The following is a 21,178-nucleotide window of genomic DNA, read 5'->3' as shown; positions in this document are numbered from 1 at the left end:
TTATGCAAAAAATCATATTGTTTTTGCCATGTATATTTTTAAATATAGTCCTACCTATTCAGCGGGTAAATGCAGAGGAGAACAATGTTTTTTTTAGTAACGTCTGGTTAAATGGTATAGATAAAAATATAGAAACATTAGTATTTGAAGAAGATAAAAAAATATATATAGAGTGCCAATCTTTAAATGCTTTAGAGTTGAAAGGAGATTATTTTCCTGTCCATCCCATAAAAAAAGAGTTTTGCTTGGTTTCACTGAATCCAGCTCTTGCTGAAATAGATACACATGTACAGTCAGTAAAACTAACAGTACCCGCAGAGTATTTTCAAGCTAAAGAAATAGATCAAGAAAAATTGATTATGCCTAATAGGGCAGCTTTGGGTGCTTTTTTAAATTATGATCTTTTTTATGAGCAGACTTCACAGGATGACCAATTTAATTCATTAGCAGAATTAGGGGTGTTTAAAGATTATTGGTTATTTCAAAATTCTACGCTTATACGAAATTTAACTGAGAATGAACTGGCTCTGGCACCAGAAGAGGTAAAACAAGAAAAAATAGTTCGTCTAAGGTCCGCTTTTGATCTAGATTTTCCTGATAAGTTTTTAAGTTTAACCGTGGGTGATACCACCACTATTTCCAACCCCTTCGTTAATTCAGTACGTTATGGTGGTTTAAGTTTTGGAACAAATTTTACAGATCGGCCTGACTATATTTATTGGAATATGCCGACTTTAAAAGGAAGCGCTGTTTTACCCTCAACTGTGGATTTATATATTAATGGGGTGAGTATTTCTCAACAAAGAATTACTCCGGGGAATTATACTTTACAGCCTGGTGCATTGATTCAACAATCTGGAGATGCTCAGGTAGTGGTAGAAGATATTTTGGGTAATAAAACAGTCCAGAGTTTTCCTGTATATATTAATAATAAACTGCTTAAACCTGAGTTAAATGAATATAATATTTCTTTAGGTAAGATTAGATATAACTATGATCTTCAAAGTAATGATTATAGGGAATTTTTTTCTAATATCTATTTTAGGCGGGGGATAAGTAATTTAACTACCCTTGGGTTTAATGCTACATATAGTGAAGAAGTAAAGAATCTTGGTTTATTATGGACTCAAGCGATTAGTAAATATGCATTATTAGACGCTTTTATTGCAGGAAGTGATAGTAATGATGGATCTGGCTATTCGGTAGGTGGCTCGATTAGTCGTACTGTAAATAATATTTACTTGGGTTTTAGTGGGCAGTATTCCACTGATAATTATAAAACTTTGGGCTATAGCAATGAAGTACTTATTCCAAAATATGATTATATTTTTTATTTCAGTATGTATGATTTGCCAATAATAAATAATTTTAATTTAAATTATTTAGAACGAATTTATTATGAAAATGATAATTTTAATATTTCAGATAGCCGTATATTAAATCTAAGTATTTCTAAAATGCTGCGTTCAAATCTTTCATTCAGTATTTCAGGTTTTAAAGAGTTTGCTGGTGATAAAAATTCTGGTGCATATTTATCTTTAAACTATAGCTTAGGTAATAACAAGAATGCTTACTTCTCACATTCAACAGATAATGAAACAAGGGTGCAATTTGTCAAAGCATCTCCAGCACAAACTGGGTTTGATTATGTTTTGGGGGCAAATCAGCGTCGTGGAAATTTAGCTTATCAAGCTGCGGGTTTATTAAAATCAAATGTAGGTGATTTACGTGTTCAATTGGACCAATCTGATGAATATGAAAATAATCAGGTGATTTATCGCGGGGCTATTGTCTGGTTGGGTGGAAAAGTAGCATTAACAAAATCTGTTGATAATGCATTTGCTTTAGTTAAAGTTCAGGATTCTCCAGAGATTGATGTTGCAAGGTCATTATCTCCTGTAGGAAGCACCAATAAAAATGGCTATGTGTTTGTACATAATATTATTCCTTATGTGCCCTATGATATTTCGTTTGACCAAAATCAGTTAGCAATTGAAGATGCATTTGATTATTCGAGCCAAAAAATGATTGGCTTAAATCAACGGGGCTATATTCTAGATTTTCCTGTATATCATACCCAACAAGTCATTTTGCGTTTATTGGATCAAAATAATCAACAGATGCCTCGTACAAGCGAAGTATATATCAATGGTGAAGAGAGCCAATATTTCCCTGTGGATGCCCAGGGTAGGGTGTATTTATATGGATTAAAACCGAATAAATATCGGTTTTTAGCGAAAGCCAAGGGTGGCGAGACATGTCAGGGTACTTTTGAGGTGTCAAATCAGAACCAAAAAACGCTAGAGCAGTCAGTTATGGATGTTATTTGTCGCTAGAAAGGGTTATTACAATGAAAAAAATTATCATGATCATTTTACTCTATGCAAATTGTGCTTTCGCTTATGCGGGACAATGTTATTTAAATGCTATATCAGAACCGGTCATGCATTTGGCAGATTATTATCATAGTTTTGCTGCAACTTCCTTTAAAGTCTTTTGTGACCAGTCCTATGCAATTAAATTTAGCAGTCAAAATTTGCGTAGCTCGGATGGTTCGAGTTATGTATCAAATGGTACTTACCGCTTGAAAACCCGAATGAATATTTCGGGTCCTGTGAGAAATCAGTGGAATGTGCCTCTTTCCCAGTCGGGAAATTCAAAAGATAGTAAATATGTCATTGCAGTACGATTGGAAGAACAGCCTTCTATACGTACGCCAGTTGGCATATATAGCGATGTAATATACGTAAACCTATTATTTTAATTATTTTGTATGCCAGTAAAGGACTGGTCTGTAATTGAGCGTAAACGTAAAACTGAAAAGAGTTGTTTAAAACAGCTAGCTTTGGAAGAGGAGCATGTTTTTACTGGTTGTTAGCGTATACAACGTTTCAATAAACAGTCATCTAAAAATCATCAAACTGAAAGAATTAACATCTAAGCTAAATCTAAAATAACGATATAGGTGCTGTATGGCAAATTTGTATGCGAGCAACCTGCTAAGACAACAAAATTTTCCAGAAAATTTCCAATTTTATTTTAAAAAAAATAAGCAAGACCGCATTTTTGATGATACAGCGACACTCAATGGGTTAATTCGCCCACGGCTAAAAATTGCCATTGTGACAGAAACTTGGTCTCCAGAAATTAATGGCGTGGCACTGTCTCTATTGCAACTATGTAAGGGTTTGCAGAAACAGGGCCATAAAATTTTACTGATTCGGCCGGAACAAAAGCAGCTGTGTGATCAATTTTTACCAAATCAGCAGTGTTTAGTCAAAGCTCAGGCTATTCCTCAATATCCAAGCTTGCAATTTGGCTGGCCACAATTTTTAAAAGTCTCTCAGGCATTGGATCAGTTTGCACCAAATGTTGTGCATATTGTTACGGAAGGGCCATTAGGACTCAGTGTTTTGCAGACTGCAAAAAACAAGGGTATTCCTGTTTCAAGCGGTTTCCATTCACCTTTTCAAGAATTTAGTCGCTATTTCGATTTAGCCTTTTTAATTAAGCCCATTCAGCGTTATTTACGTTGGTTTCATAACAATACACAACTGACCTGTATTCCCAGTAAAGATACGGAATATATTTTAAGAGAATTTGGCATTTGTTGTCCTTTGGTTGTGGTGGGGCGTGGTGTGGATGTTACGCATTTTTCGCCACAACATTATTCCAGCGGTTTGCGTCAACAATGGCAGGCAACGTCGAACACTCAGATTATGCTGTATGTGGGACGCTTGTCACCTGAAAAGGAGATTGATGTTCTTGTTCAAGCCTATCTGTCCATGAAGAAAAATAACCAGGATGTCAAATTGGTGATTGTGGGGGATGGTCCGGAGCGGGGTCGTCTGGAAATGTTATGCCAAGGACATGAGGTCATTTTTACAGGAAATTTATCTGGCCCGAAACTTGCTCAGGCTTATGCAAGTGCAAATGTTTTTGTGTTTGCCAGTCAGGTTGAAACCTTTGGCAATGTGGTGCTGGAAGCAATGGCAAGTGGTTTGCCTGTGATTGCCTATAATTATGCCAGTGCGCATTTGCATGTCAAAAATGGCGAGACGGGCTGGTTGAGTCCCTTAGGAGATAAGACAGGTTTTATTCAGTCAATGTGTCAGTTGCCGGGCAATCAGCAATTGAAACGTATGGGGCTGGAAGCCCGAAAGGCGGTGCAGCATATCGGCTGGCAATACCCTGTGCAACAGTTTGAGCAAGCACTCTATAGTGTGGCGATGGGGACAGAAATGACTTCCTGAATTTTAAGCAATAGCTTAAAGGAGCATCATCATGAATTTAAAAAAAGCAAAAATAACGATGTTGGATCTGGATTTAAAAGGTTGCTTGTATCTGAATAATCTTTCTCATTCACATGCGGTAGCCCACTTTTTTAAAATCATCAGCCGTTTTGGCAATGGTTTGTTCTGGTTTATTATGCTTGCCAGTTTATGGGTGCTGGAAGGCGTGTTTTATATTGTCCAGTTGTTATATCTGTTGATTAGCGGGTCGATAGGTACCGTCATTTATAAAATCCTAAAACAAAAAACTGTACGCCCACGACCCTATCAAGTCCATCAAGTCATCCGGCTACACGAACAACCGCTCGACCATTTTAGTTTTCCTTCTGGTCATACCCTGCATGCTGTCATGGCCAGTACGGTTCTGGGTTATATTCAGCCCGTGTTATTGATTCTGATGCTCCCTTTTACCATTCTGGTGGCGATATCACGGATGGTATTGGGGCTACATTATCCCAGCGACGTGCTGGTCGGTGCATTGATTGGTATCGTGATTGCCAGTGGCATTATTGAGAGTGCCCCCTTTTTTAATATCATGCTATAAAAATGCATGCGGAAGAATCAGGAAAATCACGCGATTTTTCCAAAATTTGCTAAAGTACTGCCACTGATTTGAACATATTAGGAATAGCCATGGGTTTGCGTTGGACAGATACTATTGATATTGCGATTGAGCTTTCTGAAGCACATCCAGATGTGGATCCGCAATGGATTCGTTTTACCGACTTGCATGCCTGGGTGTGTGCATTACCAGACTTTAGTGATGACCCAACCAAATCCACTGAAGGTTTGCTGGAAGGAATTCAAATGGCCTGGATTGATGAAGTGCGTTAAGCGCTACATCGAAAAAAGCAATTTTTTTACATATCAAAAGCAGAAAAAAGCCCATTATTCGGTATAATGCGGCAAATTTTCATGTCAACAATTGACTTAAGGAGCCAATCAATGGCTATTGAACGTACTTTATCTATCGTTAAACCAGACGCAGTTGCTAAAAACCACATCGGCGACATCTTTGCTCGTTTCGAAAAAGCTGGTCTTCAAATCGTTGCAACTAAAATGAAACACTTGACTCAAGCTGAAGCTGAAGGCTTCTATGCTGAGCACAAAGAACGTGGTTTCTTTGGTGATTTAGTTGCGTTCATGACTTCTGGTCCAGTTGTAGTTTCTGTTCTTGAAGGCGAAAACGCAGTTCTTGCTCACCGTGAAATCCTTGGCGCAACTAACCCTAAAGAAGCTGCTCCTGGTACAATCCGTGCAGACTTCGCTGTAAGCATCGATGAAAACGCTGCTCACGGTTCTGACTCTGTAGCATCTGCTGACCGCGAAATTAACTATTTCTTCGCGCAAACTGAGATTGCTCCACGTACTCGTTAATACGCAGTATTCAAGCCAGATAAGTGTTATTATACTTATCTGGTTTTTTTATTCTCTGAATAATTCTCTGCTCAGATATTGAGCTTCTCCTTTCATCTTTAGGCATGGTTTAGGTAATACACATGAGTACTGAAGTAGTCGCTACATCAGCAATTTCTGATGCACAGCAACCATCTCCATCCGCTCCGACGCAGCAAAATTCTGTGGAAAAAGTGAACTTACTTGGCATGTCACGTCCGCAAATGGAAAAATTCTTCGAAGATATGGGAGAAAAAAAATTCCGTGCCGGGCAGGTGATGAAATGGATTCATCAGTTTTTTGTCACAGATTTTGCCGAAATGACCAATATTTCCGGCAAGCTGCGGGAAAAACTGGAAAAAATCTGCGAAATTAAAGCGCCGGAAGTGGTGCATAAAAACTATTCTAAAGATGGCACCCGTAAGTGGGTGTTCCGTGTGGGCGATGGCGAAGGTTCTCTGGTAGAAACTGTCCTGATTCCTGCAGAAGACAAAACTGGTTCACGTAAAACCTTGTGTATTTCTTCACAGGTGGGTTGTGCGCTTGACTGTTCATTCTGCTCAACGGGTAAGCAGGGTTTTCAGCGTGACCTGACTCAAGCTGAAATTATTGGTCAGCTGTGGATGGCAAACTTCTCTTATATGGAAGAAGTACCTGTGGCAGAGCGTGAGCGTTCAGTGACCAATGTGGTGATGATGGGCATGGGCGAACCCCTCCTGAACTATGACGCCGTATTAAACTCAATGCGCATTATGCTGGATGACTTTGCCTATGGCATGTCAAAACGCCGTGTGACTTTATCGACTTCAGGTGTAGTACCGAAAATCGACCAGTTGGCGCAAGATATTGATGTGGCTTTGGCGATTTCACTTCATGCACCGAATGATGAACTTCGTAACGAGCTGGTGCCGATCAATAAAAAATATCCATTAGAACAGCTGATTGCTGCCTGCCAGCGTTATATTGCCAAAGATGGTAATGAAAGTTCGCGTAAACATGTGACCATTGAATATGTCATGCTGGATGGCGTGAATGACCAACCAGAACATGCTCAACAAATGCTGAAACTGCTTAAAAATTTACCGAGCAAAATTAATTTGATTCCGTTTAATCCGTTCCCGCATGCACCTTATGGGCGTTCAAGCCGTAACCGGATTATTTCTTTCCAAAAAACTTTGTCTGATGCCGGTTTTGTGTGTACGATTCGTCAGACACGTGGTGATGATATTGATGCCGCGTGTGGACAGTTGGTTGGACAAGTTGCTGACCGTACCCGTCGTGCGGAACAGTGGAAAAAGAAAGTGGCGCAGCAGAATGAGATTCTGCGCACTCAAGGATAATAAAGGGGATGTCAATTGAGAAAGCCCACATATAAATTAGCTTTTATTACAACAATTTGTATGTCCGCAATTTTTGTTGCCGGGTGCCAAGCACCAGCAACAATCGGGAAAAAAGATCCTGAGAAGGCAGTGAAAGTTCGCACTCAATTGGCGGCAGAATATATTAAGTCTGGTGACCTGGATTCAGCAAAACGTACTCTGGATCAGGCACTGGAAGTAGATTCACGTGATTCAACCGCGAATATGATGATGGGCGTTTTACTGCAACAAGAGGGCAGTAAAATCAGCATGGACAAAGCAGAGAGCTATTTTAAGCGCGCAATTTCTGCTGATCCGAAAAATGCACAAGCGCGTAACAACTACGGTACTTATTTGTATCAAATTGAGCGTTATAATGACGCGCTTGAACAACTCAATGTGGCTGGAACTACATTGGGCTATGAACAACGCTACAGAGCATTGGAAAATGCGGGACGGATTTATTTAAAGCAAGGCGATATGGTGAATGCTGAAAAAACATTCAAACAGGCTCTGCAAGTAAATCGTGACTCTTATGTTTCAATGTTAGAGTTGTCAGAAATTTTTTATCTCAAACAGCAGACCGCTGCTGCAACACAATTGTATGAACAGTTTGTGCGCAGTGTTGGTCAAAAGAATCAAGGTGCGCGTGCGCTTTGGATTGGTATCCGAATTGCGCGGGCAAATAGCGACCCAATGGGAACGCAGGTGCTTGTCAATCAGTTGCGCGCGCTTTTTCCCGAGAGTCCGGAATACCAACGTTATCTGCAATTACAGTACAGTACTGAGGCCGTATGGAAGTAAATCCTAATTCACCGCAATCGAATGGTTCAAGCGTAGTACCCACTGCGTTAGGAAATGTTCAGCGTCCAGGCGAGTACTTACGTCAAGTTCGAATTGCACAAAAGCGTGAATTAAGTGAAGTGGTTAAAGATTTAAATATCCCTATAAAGACTTTGACTGCTTTAGAACAAGATGATTATAAGGCTTTGCCGGAAGCTACCTTTATTAAGGGTTATTATCGTACCTATGCGAAATACCTGAAGGTGGATGCAAGTTCTATCATTCAACGTTTTGATGAAATTTATCAAAATGATACAGGATTGTTGCCCAATCATGCCTTAAACAATTCACCAATTAAAATCATGGGTAAGCTACCAGGTTCTAATAGTGATCGTAACAAGAAATGGTTAAAACGTATTCTGCTTGCTTTGGTGGCATTGGTTGTCATCGCTGCTGTTGTGATGGCGATACAAAACTGGTCATCCAGCAAAGATGCCCAGAGCCCTGAAGCAGCACCTGCCGAATCCGATGTGCAGGTGCTGAATCTGGATAACTCGGCTGTGGTTTCGGGCGACCAGCTTGAGCTAGAGTTTAGTCAGCCAACTTCAGTGCATATTGTAGATTCAACGGGTAAAGTGTTGGCAACAGGCCGTCAGGCATCTACCTTGAAGCTGAATGGTGAAACCCCTTTCCAGATTCGTCTGGATGATGCAGCAGCGGTAACGTTGAAGTTAAACAATGAAAATATTGCATTGTCACCTTATACCGTCAACGGAAAAGCAGATTTCCGTTTGTCACGTTAATGAGTCAAGAATAGAGCGATAGCAATGATTGAAAATCCGATTAAGCGCCGTCCCACTCGTAAAATTCGTGTCGGTTCTGTGTATGTAGGTGGTGATGCCCCGATCAGCATCCAGAGTATGACCAATACCGAAACCTGTGATGTTGCTGCAACTGTTGCACAAATTCAGCGTTGTGTAGATGCCGGTGCCGATATCATGCGTGTTTCCGTACCCAGTATGGAAGCAGCGGCCGCATTCGGTGAAATTCGCAAGCAGGTGAATGTTCCGCTGGTGGCTGACATTCACTTCGACTATAAAATTGCTTTAGCGGTGGCGGATGCGGGTGCAGACTGTTTACGGATTAATCCGGGCAATATTGGCTCGGAAGCAAAAATTCGTGAAGTGGTGGCTGCGGCGAAACATCATGACATTTCTATGCGGATCGGGGTGAATGCCGGTTCACTGGAAAAAGATATCCAGAAAAAATATGGCGAACCAACTGGTCAGGCATTGCTTGAATCGGCCATGCGTCATATCGATATTTTAGACCGCTTAGACTTCCATGAGTTTAAAGTGTCGGTGAAAGCTTCGAACGTATTCCTGACTATGGATGCATATCGTCTTTTATCTCAACAAATTGATAATCCACTGCATTTAGGCGTGACCGAAGCGGGTATCTACCGTACCGGTTCAGTGAAGTCGGCGATCGCTTTAGGTGGTCTACTGATGGAAGGCATTGGCGATACCATGCGTATTTCACTGGCGGCCGAGCCTGAAGAAGAAATCAAGATCGGTTTTGATATTTTAAAATCACTGGGTCTTCGTTCCAACGGCATTAACTTCATTGCCTGCCCAAGCTGTTCACGCCAAGAATTTAACGTGATTAAAGTGATGCAGGCACTGGAAGAACGTCTGGAAGATATTCGTACTCCAATGGATGTATCCGTGATTGGCTGTAAAGTGAATGGTCCGGGTGAAGCCAAAGAAGCCGATATTGGCGTAGTAGGTGCAAGTCCGCGTTCACTGGTGTATCGTAATGGCGAGAAAAGCCATTTAATCGATACCAATCAATTGGTTGATGAAATCGAATCTATGGTTCGTCAACGTGTTTCCGAGCTTGAAGAAGCTAAATCTAAAGAGATTATTCGCACAGGTTTTTCTGAGTAGATCATGAGTTCAATTGTCGCAATCAAAGGTTTTAATGACATTCTTCCAACGCAAACCCCCGCGTGGAGATGTCTTGAACAACATTTAGCATCACTTATGGATGCTTATGGTTACCAGCAAATCCGTTTGCCGATGGTTGAGCAGACCAATCTGTTCAAGCGTTCAATTGGTGATGCAACCGATATCGTCGAAAAAGAAATGTACACTTTTCTGGACAAAGGTAATCCACCTGAGTCTTTGACGCTGCGTCCAGAAGGAACTGCAGGCTGTGTACGTGCCATGCTTGAGCATAACTTGCTTCGCGGTGCAACTCCGCGTGTGTGGTATATCGGGCCAATGTTCCGTTATGAAAAACCGCAAAAAGGCCGTTATCGCCAGTTCCACCAGTTTGGTGTGGAAACTTTTGGCGTGGCAACACCCGACCAAGATGCAGAACTGATTCTGATGACGGCACGTTTGTGGAAACGTATGGGTGTGGCGGACAAAGTTCAACTTGAACTCAACACCTTAGGTGAGTCGGATGAACGCGCGGCATATCGTGCAGCGCTGGTTGAATTCCTGGAATCGCATAAAGCCGATCTGGATGAAGATTCTCAGCGCCGTTTAACCACGAATCCGCTCCGTATTCTTGATTCTAAAGATGCGAAGACACAGTCGATTCTGGAAAATGCGCCTAAGCTGCATGATTTCATGGGTGAAGAAACCTTGGCGCATTTTGCTCAGCTTCAGCAATATTTGACTGATGCTGGCGTAAGCTTTGTCATTAACCAGAAGCTGGTACGTGGTCTGGACTACTACAACAAAACTGTATTTGAATGGACCACCACGCATTTGGGTTCACAAGGTACCGTATGTGCCGGTGGCCGTTATGATGGTCTGGTCGGTCAGCTTAAAGGCAAGCCTGATCAGTCGGTGCCTGCGGTGGGTTTTGCCATGGGTATGGAGCGTTTGTTGCTGCTACTTGAACAGGTGGAAGACAATACGCCAGTCCGTGACTGTGAAATGTTCCTGGTTTCAGACCCTGCAACTCAAGGTCAAGCCTTGGTGCTTGCCGAGCAGATCCGTGACCAGCTTGAAGCAGCCAATAGCCGTATCCGTTTAAAAACCGGTTCACAAGGTTCAATGAAGAGCCAGATGAAAAAAGCAGATCAGGCGGGTGCTGTTTATGCTTTAATCTTTGGTCAGCGTGAAGCTGAAGCACAGCACATTCTGGTCAAGGAACTGGCAACAGCAGAACAGACTGAAATTGCAGTGACTGACTTTGTGCCATTTATCATTGAAAAATTTTCTTCAAAATAAGCCGAATAACATAAGGAAAAGGTAATTCCATGAACGCATTGAGTGATGCAGAACAACTTGATAGCTTAAAATCTTTCGCTAAAAAATATGGTTCTGCCATGATGAGCGGAATTTTAATTGCGTTGATTGCCTTTTTCGGCTGGGAATATTGGCAGAAGAAGAACCTGGCTGAATCACAAATGGAAACAGCCAAGGTTCAACAGTTGATGGATGATGCAAAAAGTGTCTCAGGCGATGCCAATGCATTTAATGCCTTATCTGCAACTGCGGACAAGATTGTTAAAGAAGCTCCGGATTCTGTGCAGGCCATTCAAACTCAATTGTTAATGGCCAAACTGGCTTATGACAAAGCCGATTATGCACATGCAGAACGTGCCTTGAAAAAAGTTGAAAATTCCAAACTGGATGATGTCGGTCTGATACAGGTGGTTAAGCTGCGTTTGGCTTATGCCCAGCTGGCACAAAAAAAATATGACGATGCGATTAAAACATTGGCTGCAGTGACCGATCCTGCCTTTAAGGCAACTGCTGATGAAGCACGCGGTGATGTCTATGTGGCTAAAAATGATATCGAAAATGCTAAAAAATCGTATATGAGCGCATGGGATGCGTTACTTGAACGTAAGCAAGAACGTCAAATTTTACAAATTAAACTCGAAAGTGTTGGCGTTTTAGTTGATGATCCTGATGTTGAACGCCCAATTTTAGAAACACAAGTGGATGAGTCGTAATGGATAGAAAATACAAAATACCGTTTGCACTAACAATTTTAACATTTGCACTTGCCGGTTGTTCTACCAATAAAATCAAGGTAGAAGAGGTTAAACCGAATCCATTGCCTAAATTGGTGCAAGCAAAGACTCTTGTTCCTGTATTTTCTCAAAGTGTTTCTTCGACCAGTAAAGCAGACCCGTTACGTTTACGCTTAGATGCCGATAACGGCGTGATTTTTGCTGTCGATCCAAATGGTGAAGTGACTGCCTATCAGGGCAAACAACGCTTGTGGCAGAAAAAGGTGTCTAAGCTGGGCTTAAGCTCGGGTATAGAAGCAGCTGAAGGCGTGGTGGTGGTCGGTAATAAAAAAGGTCAACTGTTTGCTCTGGATCAGGCCACAGGTGAGCAAAAGTGGACAGCCCAGTTATCGGGTGCCATTTTATCTTCGTCACTTATTCAGTCCGGTCGTGTCATTACCATCAGCAATGATGACACGGTCTATGCGCATGATCTGGCTACTGGTCAGCAAGTCTGGACTTATAATCTGCCGAATGTACAGTTTAGCTTGCGTGGTGTTGCGACACCGGTTGCGCTTGATTCGCGTACTGTACTGATTGCTTCATCCAATGCCTATATTTATGCGCTGGATATTATTAGCGGTGTGCCGCGTATGCAGCGTCGTGTTGCTGTGAGTGATGGACGTTCGGATATTCAGCGTCTGAATGATCTGGATGGCGATCCTGTTGTGGCTGGACAATTTCTGGTAACAACCAGCTACCAGGGACAGGTAACGGTGATGGATCTGGCGAGTCAACAATTGGTGTGGAGCGAAGATGCCAGCAGTATACAACGCCCGGAAGTCTTTAATAACACCGTTTATGTGGCTCAAGCCGATGGAAAAATTACCGCTTATTCACTGACCGCCGGTGAACAATTGTGGCAAAATGACAGTTTACTGAATCGCCAGCTCAGCAATCCGGTAATTCTGGGTCAGGATCTGGTGGTGGGTGATCTGGATGGCGTATTGCATCTCATTGATCCGACTACAGGTCAGCTGATTGGTCGTTCAAAAACCAGTGGTGAAGTGCGTACCCTGCGTGTAATTGATAACCAACTTTATGTAGCGACCCGTAAGGGGGCTTTAAGCATTTGGCAGAACCGTTAAAATTTTTTTCAGCCTTATGTTAAACTAAGCTAACCGTATTTTTTTTACACGGGGGATTGAGTGTTCAATGCCCCGTGTTTTATTTATTTTTGGCTAATTATTTCTTCCATTGTTTCTGATTGTTCAGACCAGACCTACTGGCTGATCTTGAATAAAGGTTAATCTATGAAACCCGTAATTGCGCTCATTGGTCGTCCGAACGTCGGAAAATCAACGTTGTTTAACCAGATCACCAAGAGCCGTGATGCGCTTGTTGCTGACTTTGCCGGTCTGACCCGTGACCGTAAGTATGGCGATGCGACATATCAAAATAAATCATTCATCGTTGTCGATACTGGTGGTATTGGCGAAACTGAAGGTGGAATCGACTCGTACATGGCTGAACAGTCCAAAACAGCCATTCATGAAGCCGACATAATCATCTTTGTGGTAGACGCGCGTGCCGGACTGCTTGCATCTGATGAGCAGATTGCACGTGATTTGCGTACCTTGGGCAAAAAAGTCTTCCTGGTGGCCAATAAAGTAGATGGTGTACATGCTGAAGCTGCACTGGGTGAATTCTACAAACTGGGTATGGGTGAACCACTACAAGTTGCTGCCAGTCATGGCCGTGGCGTACAGCAAATGCTTGAAGAAGTATTGCAAGATGTACCTGAAGATGAAAACCTTGATGAACATGACCGTGACACAGGCTTGCGTCTGGCAATTATTGGTCGTCCAAACGTGGGTAAATCGACACTGGTCAACCGTCTTCTAGGTGAAGAACGTGTGGTGGCATTTGACCAGCCTGGTACAACACGTGACTCGATTTATATTCCGTTCGAACGTGATGGCCGTAAGTACACCCTGATTGATACTGCCGGTGTACGTCGTAAAGGTAAAGTCGATGAAATGATCGAGAAATTCTCGATTGTGAAAACTTTACAGGCCATGAAAGATGCACATGTTGTGGTGATTGTGGTTGATGCGCGTGAAGGGATTGTCGAGCAAGACTTGCATTTAATCGGTTATGCGATTGAAGCGGGACGTGCCATGGTGATTGCGATCAACAAATGGGACAACATGTCCGAGTATGATCGTAAGCAATGCAAGCTGGATGTGGAACGACGCTTTGACTTTATTCCTTGGGCGAAGATTCACTTGATCTCTGCACTGCATGGTACGGGTGTCGGTGATCTTTATCCATCAATTCACCGAGCTTATGATTCTTCACATCTGAAAGTGTCACCGGCAAAAATCACGCAAATTTTGAATGATGCAACCGATGCACATCATCCACCGAAAGTTCAAGGTCGTGCCATCAAAATGCGTTATGCACATATTGGTGGTCAGAACCCGCCGACGATTGTCATTCATGGGAACAAGGTGGATAAAACCCCTGCGGATTATCGCCGTTATCTGGAAAACGTGTTCCGTAAAGTGTACAAGCTTGAAGGTACACCGGTGAAAATTGAGTTTAAAACCTCAGAAAACCCGTTTGAAGGGCGTAAATCTCAGCTTGATGAACGTACTGCAGCACGTAAGCGTCGTTATGTTCAGAAGTTCAAGAAAGCCGAGAAGAAATTTAAACGTGGTTAAAGACCAGCTTTAAATGGTATTCAAAAAGCCCAAAGTGATCTTTGGGCTTTTTTTCTTTTAAAATATACTTCTATTTTTGACAGGTGATCTTGGTGAGCAGACGGATACGGGTAGAAGTAAATGCACTGGAGCAGATCGTTCATGTGGATCATGCACTCGATCGCAAGAGCAAAATCCAGTTGCAAAAACAGCAAATCCATCACTTTCGTAATCAATTACTTTCCGAGCAATTGCAGGTCACAATTCAACATGAGCAGTTGACGACTACTGAATATGGAAAACCATATTTGATTAATTTTCCTGAATTTTATTTTAATCATAGTCATAGCCAAAAAAATTATGCTTTAGCCACCAGTCATACTATGCCTGATATCGGGGTGGATATTGAAGATCTGGATCGCAAGGTTAGATTTGAAGCATTGGCGAATCATGCATTTCATCCTGATGAATTAAAATACTGGAACGAATCGCAACATGAGTCAGAATATTGGTTCAAAGTCTGGACCACCAAAGAAGCAGTATTGAAAGCTGCCGGACTGGGCGTGCGCTTAAATTTAAATGAGTTAAATACTTTCGTTCATCCAGTACATAATGGCGGATTGTGTAGTCATCCTTTAATTGGAACATTTGCTTATCAAAACTTTCATTTGGGGCATGTCATGCTTACGGTTGCCTGGCGTTCAGAAGCCTCCTGTAAGGGGTTTAGCTTTCCTGAAATAAAAATAATTTTGTCATCTTAAAATATGTGGTTCTTATTCATGCCCCTATAAGGTCATAACAGCTTTAAAGTCCAAGATTGATCTGGATAAACACAGATCAATAAAAATCGATAGGATAAAAAACAGCGACCTGCATAGCCTGTTTTAAAATCAAAACAGGCGTTTTTATTTCAATAATCAATAGTGATCAAGGTTTAGCGAGTGGGTGAAAAGATACACGGATTATTGAAGGCCATCTTCACTTTGGTCCACTTCGATTCGATATAATTTGGTTCCATTATTGGCATAGATTAAGCGTCCAGCCTCTTTGTAGTAGGTTTCAATACGAAATTGATCTTTAGAAAAAGCACCTGCGACTGGAATCCAGGCTTTCACTGTCTGATAGCTTCTTTGATCTGTTGAAGCACCGACTAAATCTTCTACCTGACCTTTAGACATACCAATTTTTAACTGGGAAAATTTAGAATTCTGGTAATCGCCAACAATTTCACCCGTATAGCTGCCATCAATCGAAACCTCTTTGGTGGCATTGCTATTCGGCTCCGAATTTAATGAGTTATTTTGAGTCTGTTTATTGGAAGGCATAGTCGAACAAGCCATTAAACTTAAGCTGCTGATTAAAATAAGAAGAGCATTTTTCATTTTCATTATTATCGCCTTATTCATGTTGAAGGATTCTAGGGATAATTTTAATCCCAGTTGTGATATTGCCAACAGCTATTTTTTAGCTAAAGTTTTACCAATTGTTAGGGATGTATGGGGTCTTGATTATGCTGCTTAAATCTTTAACCAAATCTTCAATTGATATTTTTTAGTATCTTCCTTTTTGCTCTTTTTAAATAAAGTTTATTGAAATTGTTTTTTAACCCATTAAAGTTCCATATCATCGAAATTGAGTATGGAAATGGCACTATGTCTGAAATGAGTGGGAGTACTTAAAACATGGATAAATTATTGGCAGTCATGCGTGAGCTACGTGAAAAATGTCCATGGGATCAGCAGCAAACACCGCAAAGCCTCACCCGATATGCCATAGAAGAGGCGTATGAAGTCGAAGCGGCAGTCAGAGCAGGAAATGCAAATGAAGTGCGCGATGAACTGGGCGACTTGCTGTTACAAGTAGTATTTCAGTCACAGATGTACAGTGAACAAGGCGCATTTGATTTCAATGATGTGGTCAATGCCATTACCGAAAAATTGATCCGCCGTCATCCTCATGTATTTCAGGCAGAACAATATTCCCAATTGAGTGCAGAAGATGTATCCGTACTGTGGAAGCAAATTAAACAGCAGGAAAAACAGGGCAAAGCACAATCACGCTTACATGAGATCAAACATGGACCTGCCATTCAGCAAGCACACGACATTCAAAAAAATGCGGCGAAAATTGGCTTTGATTTTCCTGATGTGGCAGGTGCATACGGTAAACTGAATGAAGAACTGGGTGAATTGCAACACGCTATACAAAAGCAAAATTCCGACGAAATATTCGACGAATTTGGCGATTGTTTATTTTCACTGATCAATGTTGGGCGTAAACTAGGGCTTTCTAGTGAAATGGCACTGTTAAGTACCATTCATAAATTTAGAACACGTTTTGCTTTCATTGAAGATCAGGCTCAGCAACAACATAAAAATATTGAAGCCCTATCATTAGAAGAAATGGATCAACTGTGGGAGCAAGCGAAACAACAATTAAAATAATAGGTTTCCCAATGAAAAAAATAATACCTATCCTGAAGGGGATTTTTTATATTTTTAGTCTGCTGTCTTTGTTGAGTGTATCCAGTAGTTATGCTCAACAGTTTGACCAGCAGTATTTAAAATGGAAGGTTGAACAGGAGGCCCAGGATGCACGGTTAAAAATACCGCGCGTCTCAACACGGAATTATTATTTGGCTAGGCCTGCGTTAAACTCCGCGACTTCAGTGACCAACAAGATCAACCTGAATCAGGCCAATGCGGAACAGCTACAAGAACTTTCAGGGGTAGGACAGAAGAAAGCTGAAGCGATTATTTCCTATCGACAAAAAAATGGAAAATTTAAAAATATTGAAGAATTGCAACAGGTCAAGGGGATAGGACCTGCGCTATTTAACAAGAATAAAGACCGTTTAGGCTTGTAGAGGAATGGCAATAGCCGCTTAGAATATCGAACAAAGTATGATGCATTAAGATAATCAAATTGCCCTTTGATTGTGTTAGAGATATGATTAGCGTCATCTTAGATATTTTACGTTCAGACGTAGGAGACAGCGTCTTTTGCAAACTTTGCGCGCGTCAAAATGTGGTTTATCAACCGCTCAATTACCTTCTTACATATTAGATGTTATTGATGCCTTAACCAAGGCAGGCTATGAAGCTTATATCGTCGGTGGCGGCGTCCGTGACTTAATTTTAGGGCTGAATCCTAAAGATTTTGATGCGGTCACCAACGCAACTCCGGCTCAGGTCAAAGAGGTCTTCGGACGACGTTGCCGTATTATCGGACGACGTTTTGAGCTTGCTCATGTCTATGCCGGTCGCGAACTGGTCGAGGTGGCCACTTTCCGTGCCCCGCCTAAAAAAGCAGTCACTTCTGCCTCAGGCATGATTCTGCGCGACAATAACTGGGGCACAATTGAACAGGATTTTGTGCGTCGTGATTTTTCCATTAATGCGATGTATTACCAGCCGCGTAAAGGGATTGTGCTGGATTTCTGTGATGCTATTGATGATATAAAAAATAAAACCTTGCGCTTGTTGGGTGACCCGACCTTACGTTTCGAAGAAGATCCGGTACGTATGCTGCGTACTTTACGTTTTGCTGCAAAATTAAATTTTAGTATTGCACCTGAAATTCTAGAGATTTTTACCCCCGAGCTGACTCAGCTGTTGCGTGATATCTCTCCACACCGCTTATATGATGAATCACAGAAGCTGTTCACCATGGGACATTTGAACCGGGTGCTGCCAATGCTGATTGATTTCGGTATTTGGCATCAGCTGTTTGCAGACATCAGCCCGGATATCTCCACCTTTATCGAACGCGCTGCGATCAATACCGATCAGCGCATTCAAATGGGCAAGACCATCAATCCTGCATTCTTCTATGCGGTATTGTTATGGAAACCTTTTTTAGAGCGTTGTGAATTTTATTTAAGTAAAGGCGTTGTTCCGGCAGAGGCAAGAGCACAAGCCGGTTTGGATGTGTTAAAACGTCAGGCTACCCGGACCATCATTCCACGTTTTGCAGAAACCTTTATTCGTGAAGTCTGGGAAATGCAAACGCGTTTGCTCAATCCGAAGCCGCAGCAAATTCAGGCTTTATCGACCCATGCGCGTTTCCGTGCCGGATTTGACTTTCTGTTACTGCGCGAGAAATCGGGTGACGATACCACTCAAGGCATGGGTGTATGGTGGGATGCGTATCAACAGATGTCTACGGATGAAAAAGAACGTGCCATCAGTCAATATAACCGCCAGCGTGCAAAAAGCCGCCGTAAGGCAACTACAGACGATGTGGTGGAAACCAAACCGGTTGCTGCAATTACTGAAATTGAACCTTTGGTGAACGAGCCTGAACCGCGTAGTCGCCGTGAACGTAAAAGCCGGGCAAAACCGGAAAGACCGGTTCAAACTGTGTCGGCAGGCGGTTCCGAAATTGCCGCCGATCATCCGATTTTAAAACGCAAACGGGTCAAACGTGACTTAAGTCAGGTGATTTTTGGACCAACACAATGAGCACAGTAACCTACATCGGCCTAGGCAGTAATCTGGGTGATTCACGGCAAATTTTAGCAGAGGCAGTACAGAAGCTGGCGACGCTGGGATCAGTGAAAACATCAAGGTTGTATCAAAGCCCTCCAATGGGGCCACAAGACCAGCCCAACTACTTAAATGCGGCTGTACAGCTGGTTACAGACTTGGAGCCACTGGCTTTGCTGGATGAGTTGCAGCGTTTTGAGCAAGAATCCGGTCGGGTTCGACTGCGCCGTTGGGGGGAGCGGACTTTGGACCTGGATCTCCTCATGTATGGCGAAGAACAGATTCATCATGAGCGTTTAACCGTGCCACATATTGGTGTTATGGAACGTGATTTCGTGCTGATGCCATTGCTTGATTTAGAGGCAAATTTACAACTCAAAGGACAATTATTAAAAGATTTACCGATATTGCAACATCCATCGCTTACCGTATTGGATGAGGGAAATTGGGCAAATATTTAATTTTTTGCATGACCGCTTGAGAAAGTCGTCATAAGAGGAATATCTGGATGATTAGTCTAAGTGACTTAAGAAAATTTAAAGCGCAAGGCCGCAAATTCTCCTGCCTGACTTGCTATGATGCGAGCATGGCGAAAGCAATGGAAGTTGCTGAAATTGATACGATTCTGGTAGGTGATTCTTTAGGAATGACCATTCAGGGCTGTGATTCTACCCTGCCTGTGACGGTACAGGATATGGCTTATCACACCGCAGCTGTTCGCCGTGGTAATCAGCATGCCTTTATTCTGACCGATTTGCCGTTTATGAGTTATGCCACGCTGAATGAGGCATTATCGAGTTCAAAAACAGTCATGCAAGCGGGCGCGCACATGGTGAAAATTGAAGGTGGTGCATGGCTGGCTGAAACTGTTCAGGTCTTGACCCGCAATGGTATTCCTGTATGTGTGCATTTGGGACTAACTCCACAATCTGTGCATGTATTTGGTGGCTATAAAGTTCAGGCACGTACCCGTGAAGCTGCCGATCAGCTGATTGCTGATTGTAAGGCGGTGGTGGAAGCCGGTGCTGCGGTATTGCTACTGGAATGTGTTCCGGCGCAGGTGGGTAAGGAAATTAGTGAGTTGTTTCCACATACGCCTGTGATTGGCATTGGGGCGGGGGCAGATACGGACGGCCAAGTGTTGGTTGTACAGGACATGCTTGGACTGACCGGTGGTCATGTGGCCAAATTTGTCCGTAATTTTATGAAAGAACAGGCAGGGGAAACTGCAATTCTGGATGCTTTTAAAGCCTACCATGCAGCGGTACAAGATCAATCTTTTCCTGCTAAAGAACAAACTTTTCAAGTTGAGCTGTAAACATGAAAACAGAAACTACCATTCAGGGATTAAGCGCTTCACTGAGTCCAGCTCGATCGGCACGAAAAATTATCGGTTTTGTCCCGACCATGGGGAATTTGCATGAAGGGCATTTAAACCTGGTGCGTGAAGCAAAAAAAATCTGTGATGTTGTTGTGGTCAGTATTTTTGTCAATCCGATTCAGTTTGGGCCCAATGAAGACTTTGACAGCTATCCGCGTACTCTGGAGCAGGATAGTCATTTGTTGGCAGATGTCGGCTGTGACATTATTTTTGCCCCTAGCGTTGAGCAAATGTATGGCAACAAGCCGCGTTTAACCAACATTAGCGTGTCTGAGATTACCAATGACTTATGCGGGTTGCAGCGTCCGGGTCATTTTGATGGCGTGGCGGTAGTGGTTACTAAACTGTTTAATATTGTGCAGCCAAATTTTGCCTTCTTCGGGCAAAAGGACTACCAGCAACTGGCGGTGATTCGTCAGTTTGTACGTGACCTGAATATTCCGCTAGAAGTGATTGGGGTGCCGATTACCCGTGCCAAAGATGGTTTGGCCCTTAGTTCGCGTAATGGTTATTTGAGTGCAGAACACCGTGCCATTGCTCCGACCATTTACCAGAGTTTAACTGCTGCCGAGCAGGAACTGCACAGTGGTGTCAGCCTTGCGGACGTGCTAGAAAATATAAAGCAAAAGTTGACACAAGCTGGTTTTATTGTGGATTATGTGGAAGCACGCACTCCGGAATTACAAAAAATACAAGCCTTTGATCAGGATGTGGTGCTGTTTGTTGCCGCTAAATTGGGCACCACCAGACTGATTGATAACTTGCAGGTTAAGCATACCGCATAGACTTCACTATTAA

22 protein-coding genes are annotated in these 21,178 nt (G+C 42.4%); 21 read left to right on the top strand and 1 reads right to left on the bottom strand.

All coding sequences use genetic code 11. The features are described 5' to 3' along the window. Positions 1-2 precede the first annotated feature (2 nt). From ACE01T_RS03430 to ACE01T_RS03360, 15 genes are all read left to right on the top strand, one after another. Positions 3-2,336, top strand: a complete 2,334-nt coding sequence (locus ACE01T_RS03430; protein WP_180044624.1) for a fimbria/pilus outer membrane usher protein — start codon at positions 3-5, stop codon at positions 2,334-2,336. Positions 2,337-2,350: 14 nt separating this feature from the next. Next, positions 2,351-2,764, top strand: a complete 414-nt coding sequence (locus tag ACE01T_RS03425; protein ID WP_180044625.1) for a hypothetical protein — start codon at positions 2,351-2,353, stop codon at positions 2,762-2,764. 208 nt (positions 2,765-2,972) lie between these two features. Continuing rightward, the gene (locus tag ACE01T_RS03420; protein ID WP_395518746.1) at positions 2,973-4,253 is read left to right on the top strand and encodes a glycosyltransferase family 4 protein; all 1,281 of its coding nucleotides are present in this window, start codon (positions 2,973-2,975) and stop codon (positions 4,251-4,253) included. Positions 4,254-4,284: 31 nt separating this feature from the next. Next, positions 4,285-4,836 (top strand): phosphatase PAP2 family protein, encoded by a 552-nt coding sequence (locus ACE01T_RS03415; protein ID WP_395518745.1) that lies wholly within the window; start codon positions 4,285-4,287, stop codon positions 4,834-4,836. A gap of 89 nt (positions 4,837-4,925) precedes the next feature. Next, positions 4,926-5,126, top strand: a complete 201-nt coding sequence (gene iscX / locus ACE01T_RS03410; protein WP_092819025.1) for a Fe-S cluster assembly protein IscX — start codon at positions 4,926-4,928, stop codon at positions 5,124-5,126. Positions 5,127-5,237: 111 nt separating this feature from the next. Further along, positions 5,238-5,669: a nucleoside-diphosphate kinase gene (ndk, locus tag ACE01T_RS03405; RefSeq protein WP_086195365.1), complete on the top strand. Its 432-nt coding sequence runs from the start codon at positions 5,238-5,240 to the stop codon at positions 5,667-5,669. A gap of 122 nt (positions 5,670-5,791) precedes the next feature. Beyond that, positions 5,792-7,027, top strand: a complete 1,236-nt coding sequence (gene rlmN, locus ACE01T_RS03400) for a dual-specificity RNA methyltransferase RlmN (RefSeq protein WP_131273939.1) — start codon at positions 5,792-5,794, stop codon at positions 7,025-7,027. A 60-nt stretch (positions 7,028-7,087) separates the two neighbouring features. Further along, positions 7,088-7,849: a type IV pilus biogenesis/stability protein PilW gene (gene pilW, locus ACE01T_RS03395; protein ID WP_166169250.1), complete on the top strand. Its 762-nt coding sequence runs from the start codon at positions 7,088-7,090 to the stop codon at positions 7,847-7,849. Next, positions 7,840-8,631 carry a helix-turn-helix domain-containing protein gene (locus tag ACE01T_RS03390; protein WP_395518744.1) on the top strand — a complete coding sequence of 264 codons (792 nt, stop codon included), beginning with the start codon at positions 7,840-7,842 and terminating at the stop codon, positions 8,629-8,631. The genes pilW and ACE01T_RS03390 overlap by 10 nt, the downstream gene beginning before the upstream one ends. A 24-nt stretch (positions 8,632-8,655) precedes the next feature. Continuing rightward, a complete protein-coding gene (gene ispG / locus ACE01T_RS03385) occupies positions 8,656-9,777 on the top strand; it encodes a flavodoxin-dependent (E)-4-hydroxy-3-methylbut-2-enyl-diphosphate synthase (RefSeq protein WP_086195369.1) in 1,122 nt (373 codons plus the stop codon). Between the two features lie 3 nt (positions 9,778-9,780). Further along, a complete protein-coding gene (gene hisS, locus ACE01T_RS03380; RefSeq protein WP_395518743.1) occupies positions 9,781-11,076 on the top strand; it encodes a histidine--tRNA ligase in 1,296 nt (431 codons plus the stop codon). Positions 11,077-11,105: 29 nt separating this feature from the next. Beyond that, positions 11,106-11,807, top strand: a complete 702-nt coding sequence (locus ACE01T_RS03375) for a YfgM family protein (protein WP_395518742.1) — start codon at positions 11,106-11,108, stop codon at positions 11,805-11,807. Continuing rightward, on the top strand, positions 11,807-12,955 hold the full coding sequence (gene bamB / locus ACE01T_RS03370) for an outer membrane protein assembly factor BamB (protein WP_395518741.1): 1,149 nt from the start codon (positions 11,807-11,809) through the stop codon (positions 12,953-12,955). The genes ACE01T_RS03375 and bamB overlap by 1 nt, the downstream gene beginning before the upstream one ends. A gap of 165 nt (positions 12,956-13,120) precedes the next feature. After that, entirely contained in the window at positions 13,121-14,533 is a 1,413-nt protein-coding gene (gene der, locus ACE01T_RS03365) for a ribosome biogenesis GTPase Der (RefSeq protein WP_166169258.1), read from the top strand. Positions 14,534-14,625: 92 nt separating this feature from the next. Next, positions 14,626-15,273 (top strand): 4'-phosphopantetheinyl transferase family protein, encoded by a 648-nt coding sequence (locus ACE01T_RS03360; protein ID WP_395518740.1) that lies wholly within the window; start codon positions 14,626-14,628, stop codon positions 15,271-15,273. Positions 15,274-15,474: 201 nt separating this feature from the next. On the opposite strand, the gene ACE01T_RS03355 is transcribed toward ACE01T_RS03360, so the two are convergent. Next, positions 15,475-15,900, bottom strand: a complete 426-nt coding sequence (locus ACE01T_RS03355) for a hypothetical protein (RefSeq protein ID WP_395518739.1) — start codon at positions 15,898-15,900, stop codon at positions 15,475-15,477. 294 nt (positions 15,901-16,194) lie between these two features. Here ACE01T_RS03355 and mazG point away from each other — a divergent pair, with 294 nt between their 5' ends. The 6 genes from mazG (at position 16,195) to panC (ending at position 21,165) form a co-directional block, all read left to right on the top strand. Next, complete coding sequence (gene mazG / locus ACE01T_RS03350) at positions 16,195-16,956, top strand: nucleoside triphosphate pyrophosphohydrolase (protein WP_395518738.1); 762 nt, start codon at positions 16,195-16,197, stop codon at positions 16,954-16,956. A gap of 11 nt (positions 16,957-16,967) precedes the next feature. Next, positions 16,968-17,378 carry a ComEA family DNA-binding protein gene (locus ACE01T_RS03345; RefSeq protein WP_395518737.1) on the top strand — a complete coding sequence of 137 codons (411 nt, stop codon included), beginning with the start codon at positions 16,968-16,970 and terminating at the stop codon, positions 17,376-17,378. Positions 17,379-17,514: 136 nt separating this feature from the next. Next, positions 17,515-18,975 carry a polynucleotide adenylyltransferase PcnB gene (gene pcnB / locus ACE01T_RS03340; protein WP_180043675.1) on the top strand — a complete coding sequence of 487 codons (1,461 nt, stop codon included), beginning with the start codon at positions 17,515-17,517 and terminating at the stop codon, positions 18,973-18,975. After that, positions 18,972-19,460, top strand: coding sequence for a 2-amino-4-hydroxy-6-hydroxymethyldihydropteridine diphosphokinase (folK, locus tag ACE01T_RS03335; RefSeq protein ID WP_395518736.1), 489 nt, complete (start codon positions 18,972-18,974; stop codon positions 19,458-19,460). The genes pcnB and folK overlap by 4 nt, the downstream gene beginning before the upstream one ends. A 47-nt stretch (positions 19,461-19,507) precedes the next feature. Next, a complete protein-coding gene (gene panB, locus ACE01T_RS03330; RefSeq protein WP_180043679.1) occupies positions 19,508-20,317 on the top strand; it encodes a 3-methyl-2-oxobutanoate hydroxymethyltransferase in 810 nt (269 codons plus the stop codon). A 2-nt stretch (positions 20,318-20,319) separates the two neighbouring features. After that, the gene (gene panC / locus ACE01T_RS03325) at positions 20,320-21,165 is read left to right on the top strand and encodes a pantoate--beta-alanine ligase (RefSeq protein ID WP_180043682.1); all 846 of its coding nucleotides are present in this window, start codon (positions 20,320-20,322) and stop codon (positions 21,163-21,165) included. Positions 21,166-21,178 lie beyond the last annotated feature (13 nt).

The organism is Acinetobacter uliginosus (genome assembly GCF_044130295.1).
Lineage (GTDB): Bacteria > Pseudomonadota > Gammaproteobacteria > Pseudomonadales > Moraxellaceae > Acinetobacter.
Note: the sequence above shows the minus strand (reverse complement) of the source record. Positions and strands in the feature narration are given on the sequence as shown.

What these genes read in the sequence shown, in the direction of transcription:
- ACE01T_RS03355 (WP_395518739.1), bottom strand. Translation starts at nt 15,900, where the DNA reads ATGAAAATGAAAAATGCTCTTCTTATTTTAATCAGCAGCTTAAGTTTA.
- ACE01T_RS03375 (WP_395518742.1), top strand. Translation starts at nt 11,106, where the DNA reads ATGAACGCATTGAGTGATGCAGAACAACTTGATAGCTTAAAATCTTTC.
- ACE01T_RS03420 (WP_395518746.1), top strand. Translation starts at nt 2,973, where the DNA reads ATGGCAAATTTGTATGCGAGCAACCTGCTAAGACAACAAAATTTTCCA.
- folK (WP_395518736.1), top strand. Translation starts at nt 18,972, where the DNA reads ATGAGCACAGTAACCTACATCGGCCTAGGCAGTAATCTGGGTGATTCA.
- bamB (WP_395518741.1), top strand. Translation starts at nt 11,807, where the DNA reads ATGGATAGAAAATACAAAATACCGTTTGCACTAACAATTTTAACATTT.
- mazG (WP_395518738.1), top strand. Translation starts at nt 16,195, where the DNA reads ATGGATAAATTATTGGCAGTCATGCGTGAGCTACGTGAAAAATGTCCA.
- ACE01T_RS03390 (WP_395518744.1), top strand. Translation starts at nt 7,840, where the DNA reads ATGGAAGTAAATCCTAATTCACCGCAATCGAATGGTTCAAGCGTAGTA.
- rlmN (WP_131273939.1), top strand. Translation starts at nt 5,792, where the DNA reads ATGAGTACTGAAGTAGTCGCTACATCAGCAATTTCTGATGCACAGCAA.
- ispG (WP_086195369.1), top strand. Translation starts at nt 8,656, where the DNA reads ATGATTGAAAATCCGATTAAGCGCCGTCCCACTCGTAAAATTCGTGTC.
- ACE01T_RS03345 (WP_395518737.1), top strand. Translation starts at nt 16,968, where the DNA reads ATGAAAAAAATAATACCTATCCTGAAGGGGATTTTTTATATTTTTAGT.
- ACE01T_RS03415 (WP_395518745.1), top strand. Translation starts at nt 4,285, where the DNA reads ATGAATTTAAAAAAAGCAAAAATAACGATGTTGGATCTGGATTTAAAA.
- ndk (WP_086195365.1), top strand. Translation starts at nt 5,238, where the DNA reads ATGGCTATTGAACGTACTTTATCTATCGTTAAACCAGACGCAGTTGCT.
- der (WP_166169258.1), top strand. Translation starts at nt 13,121, where the DNA reads ATGAAACCCGTAATTGCGCTCATTGGTCGTCCGAACGTCGGAAAATCA.
- panB (WP_180043679.1), top strand. Translation starts at nt 19,508, where the DNA reads ATGATTAGTCTAAGTGACTTAAGAAAATTTAAAGCGCAAGGCCGCAAA.
- panC (WP_180043682.1), top strand. Translation starts at nt 20,320, where the DNA reads ATGAAAACAGAAACTACCATTCAGGGATTAAGCGCTTCACTGAGTCCA.
- ACE01T_RS03425 (WP_180044625.1), top strand. Translation starts at nt 2,351, where the DNA reads ATGAAAAAAATTATCATGATCATTTTACTCTATGCAAATTGTGCTTTC.
- iscX (WP_092819025.1), top strand. Translation starts at nt 4,926, where the DNA reads ATGGGTTTGCGTTGGACAGATACTATTGATATTGCGATTGAGCTTTCT.
- ACE01T_RS03430 (WP_180044624.1), top strand. Translation starts at nt 3, where the DNA reads ATGCAAAAAATCATATTGTTTTTGCCATGTATATTTTTAAATATAGTC.
- hisS (WP_395518743.1), top strand. Translation starts at nt 9,781, where the DNA reads ATGAGTTCAATTGTCGCAATCAAAGGTTTTAATGACATTCTTCCAACG.
- pilW (WP_166169250.1), top strand. Translation starts at nt 7,088, where the DNA reads ATGTCCGCAATTTTTGTTGCCGGGTGCCAAGCACCAGCAACAATCGGG.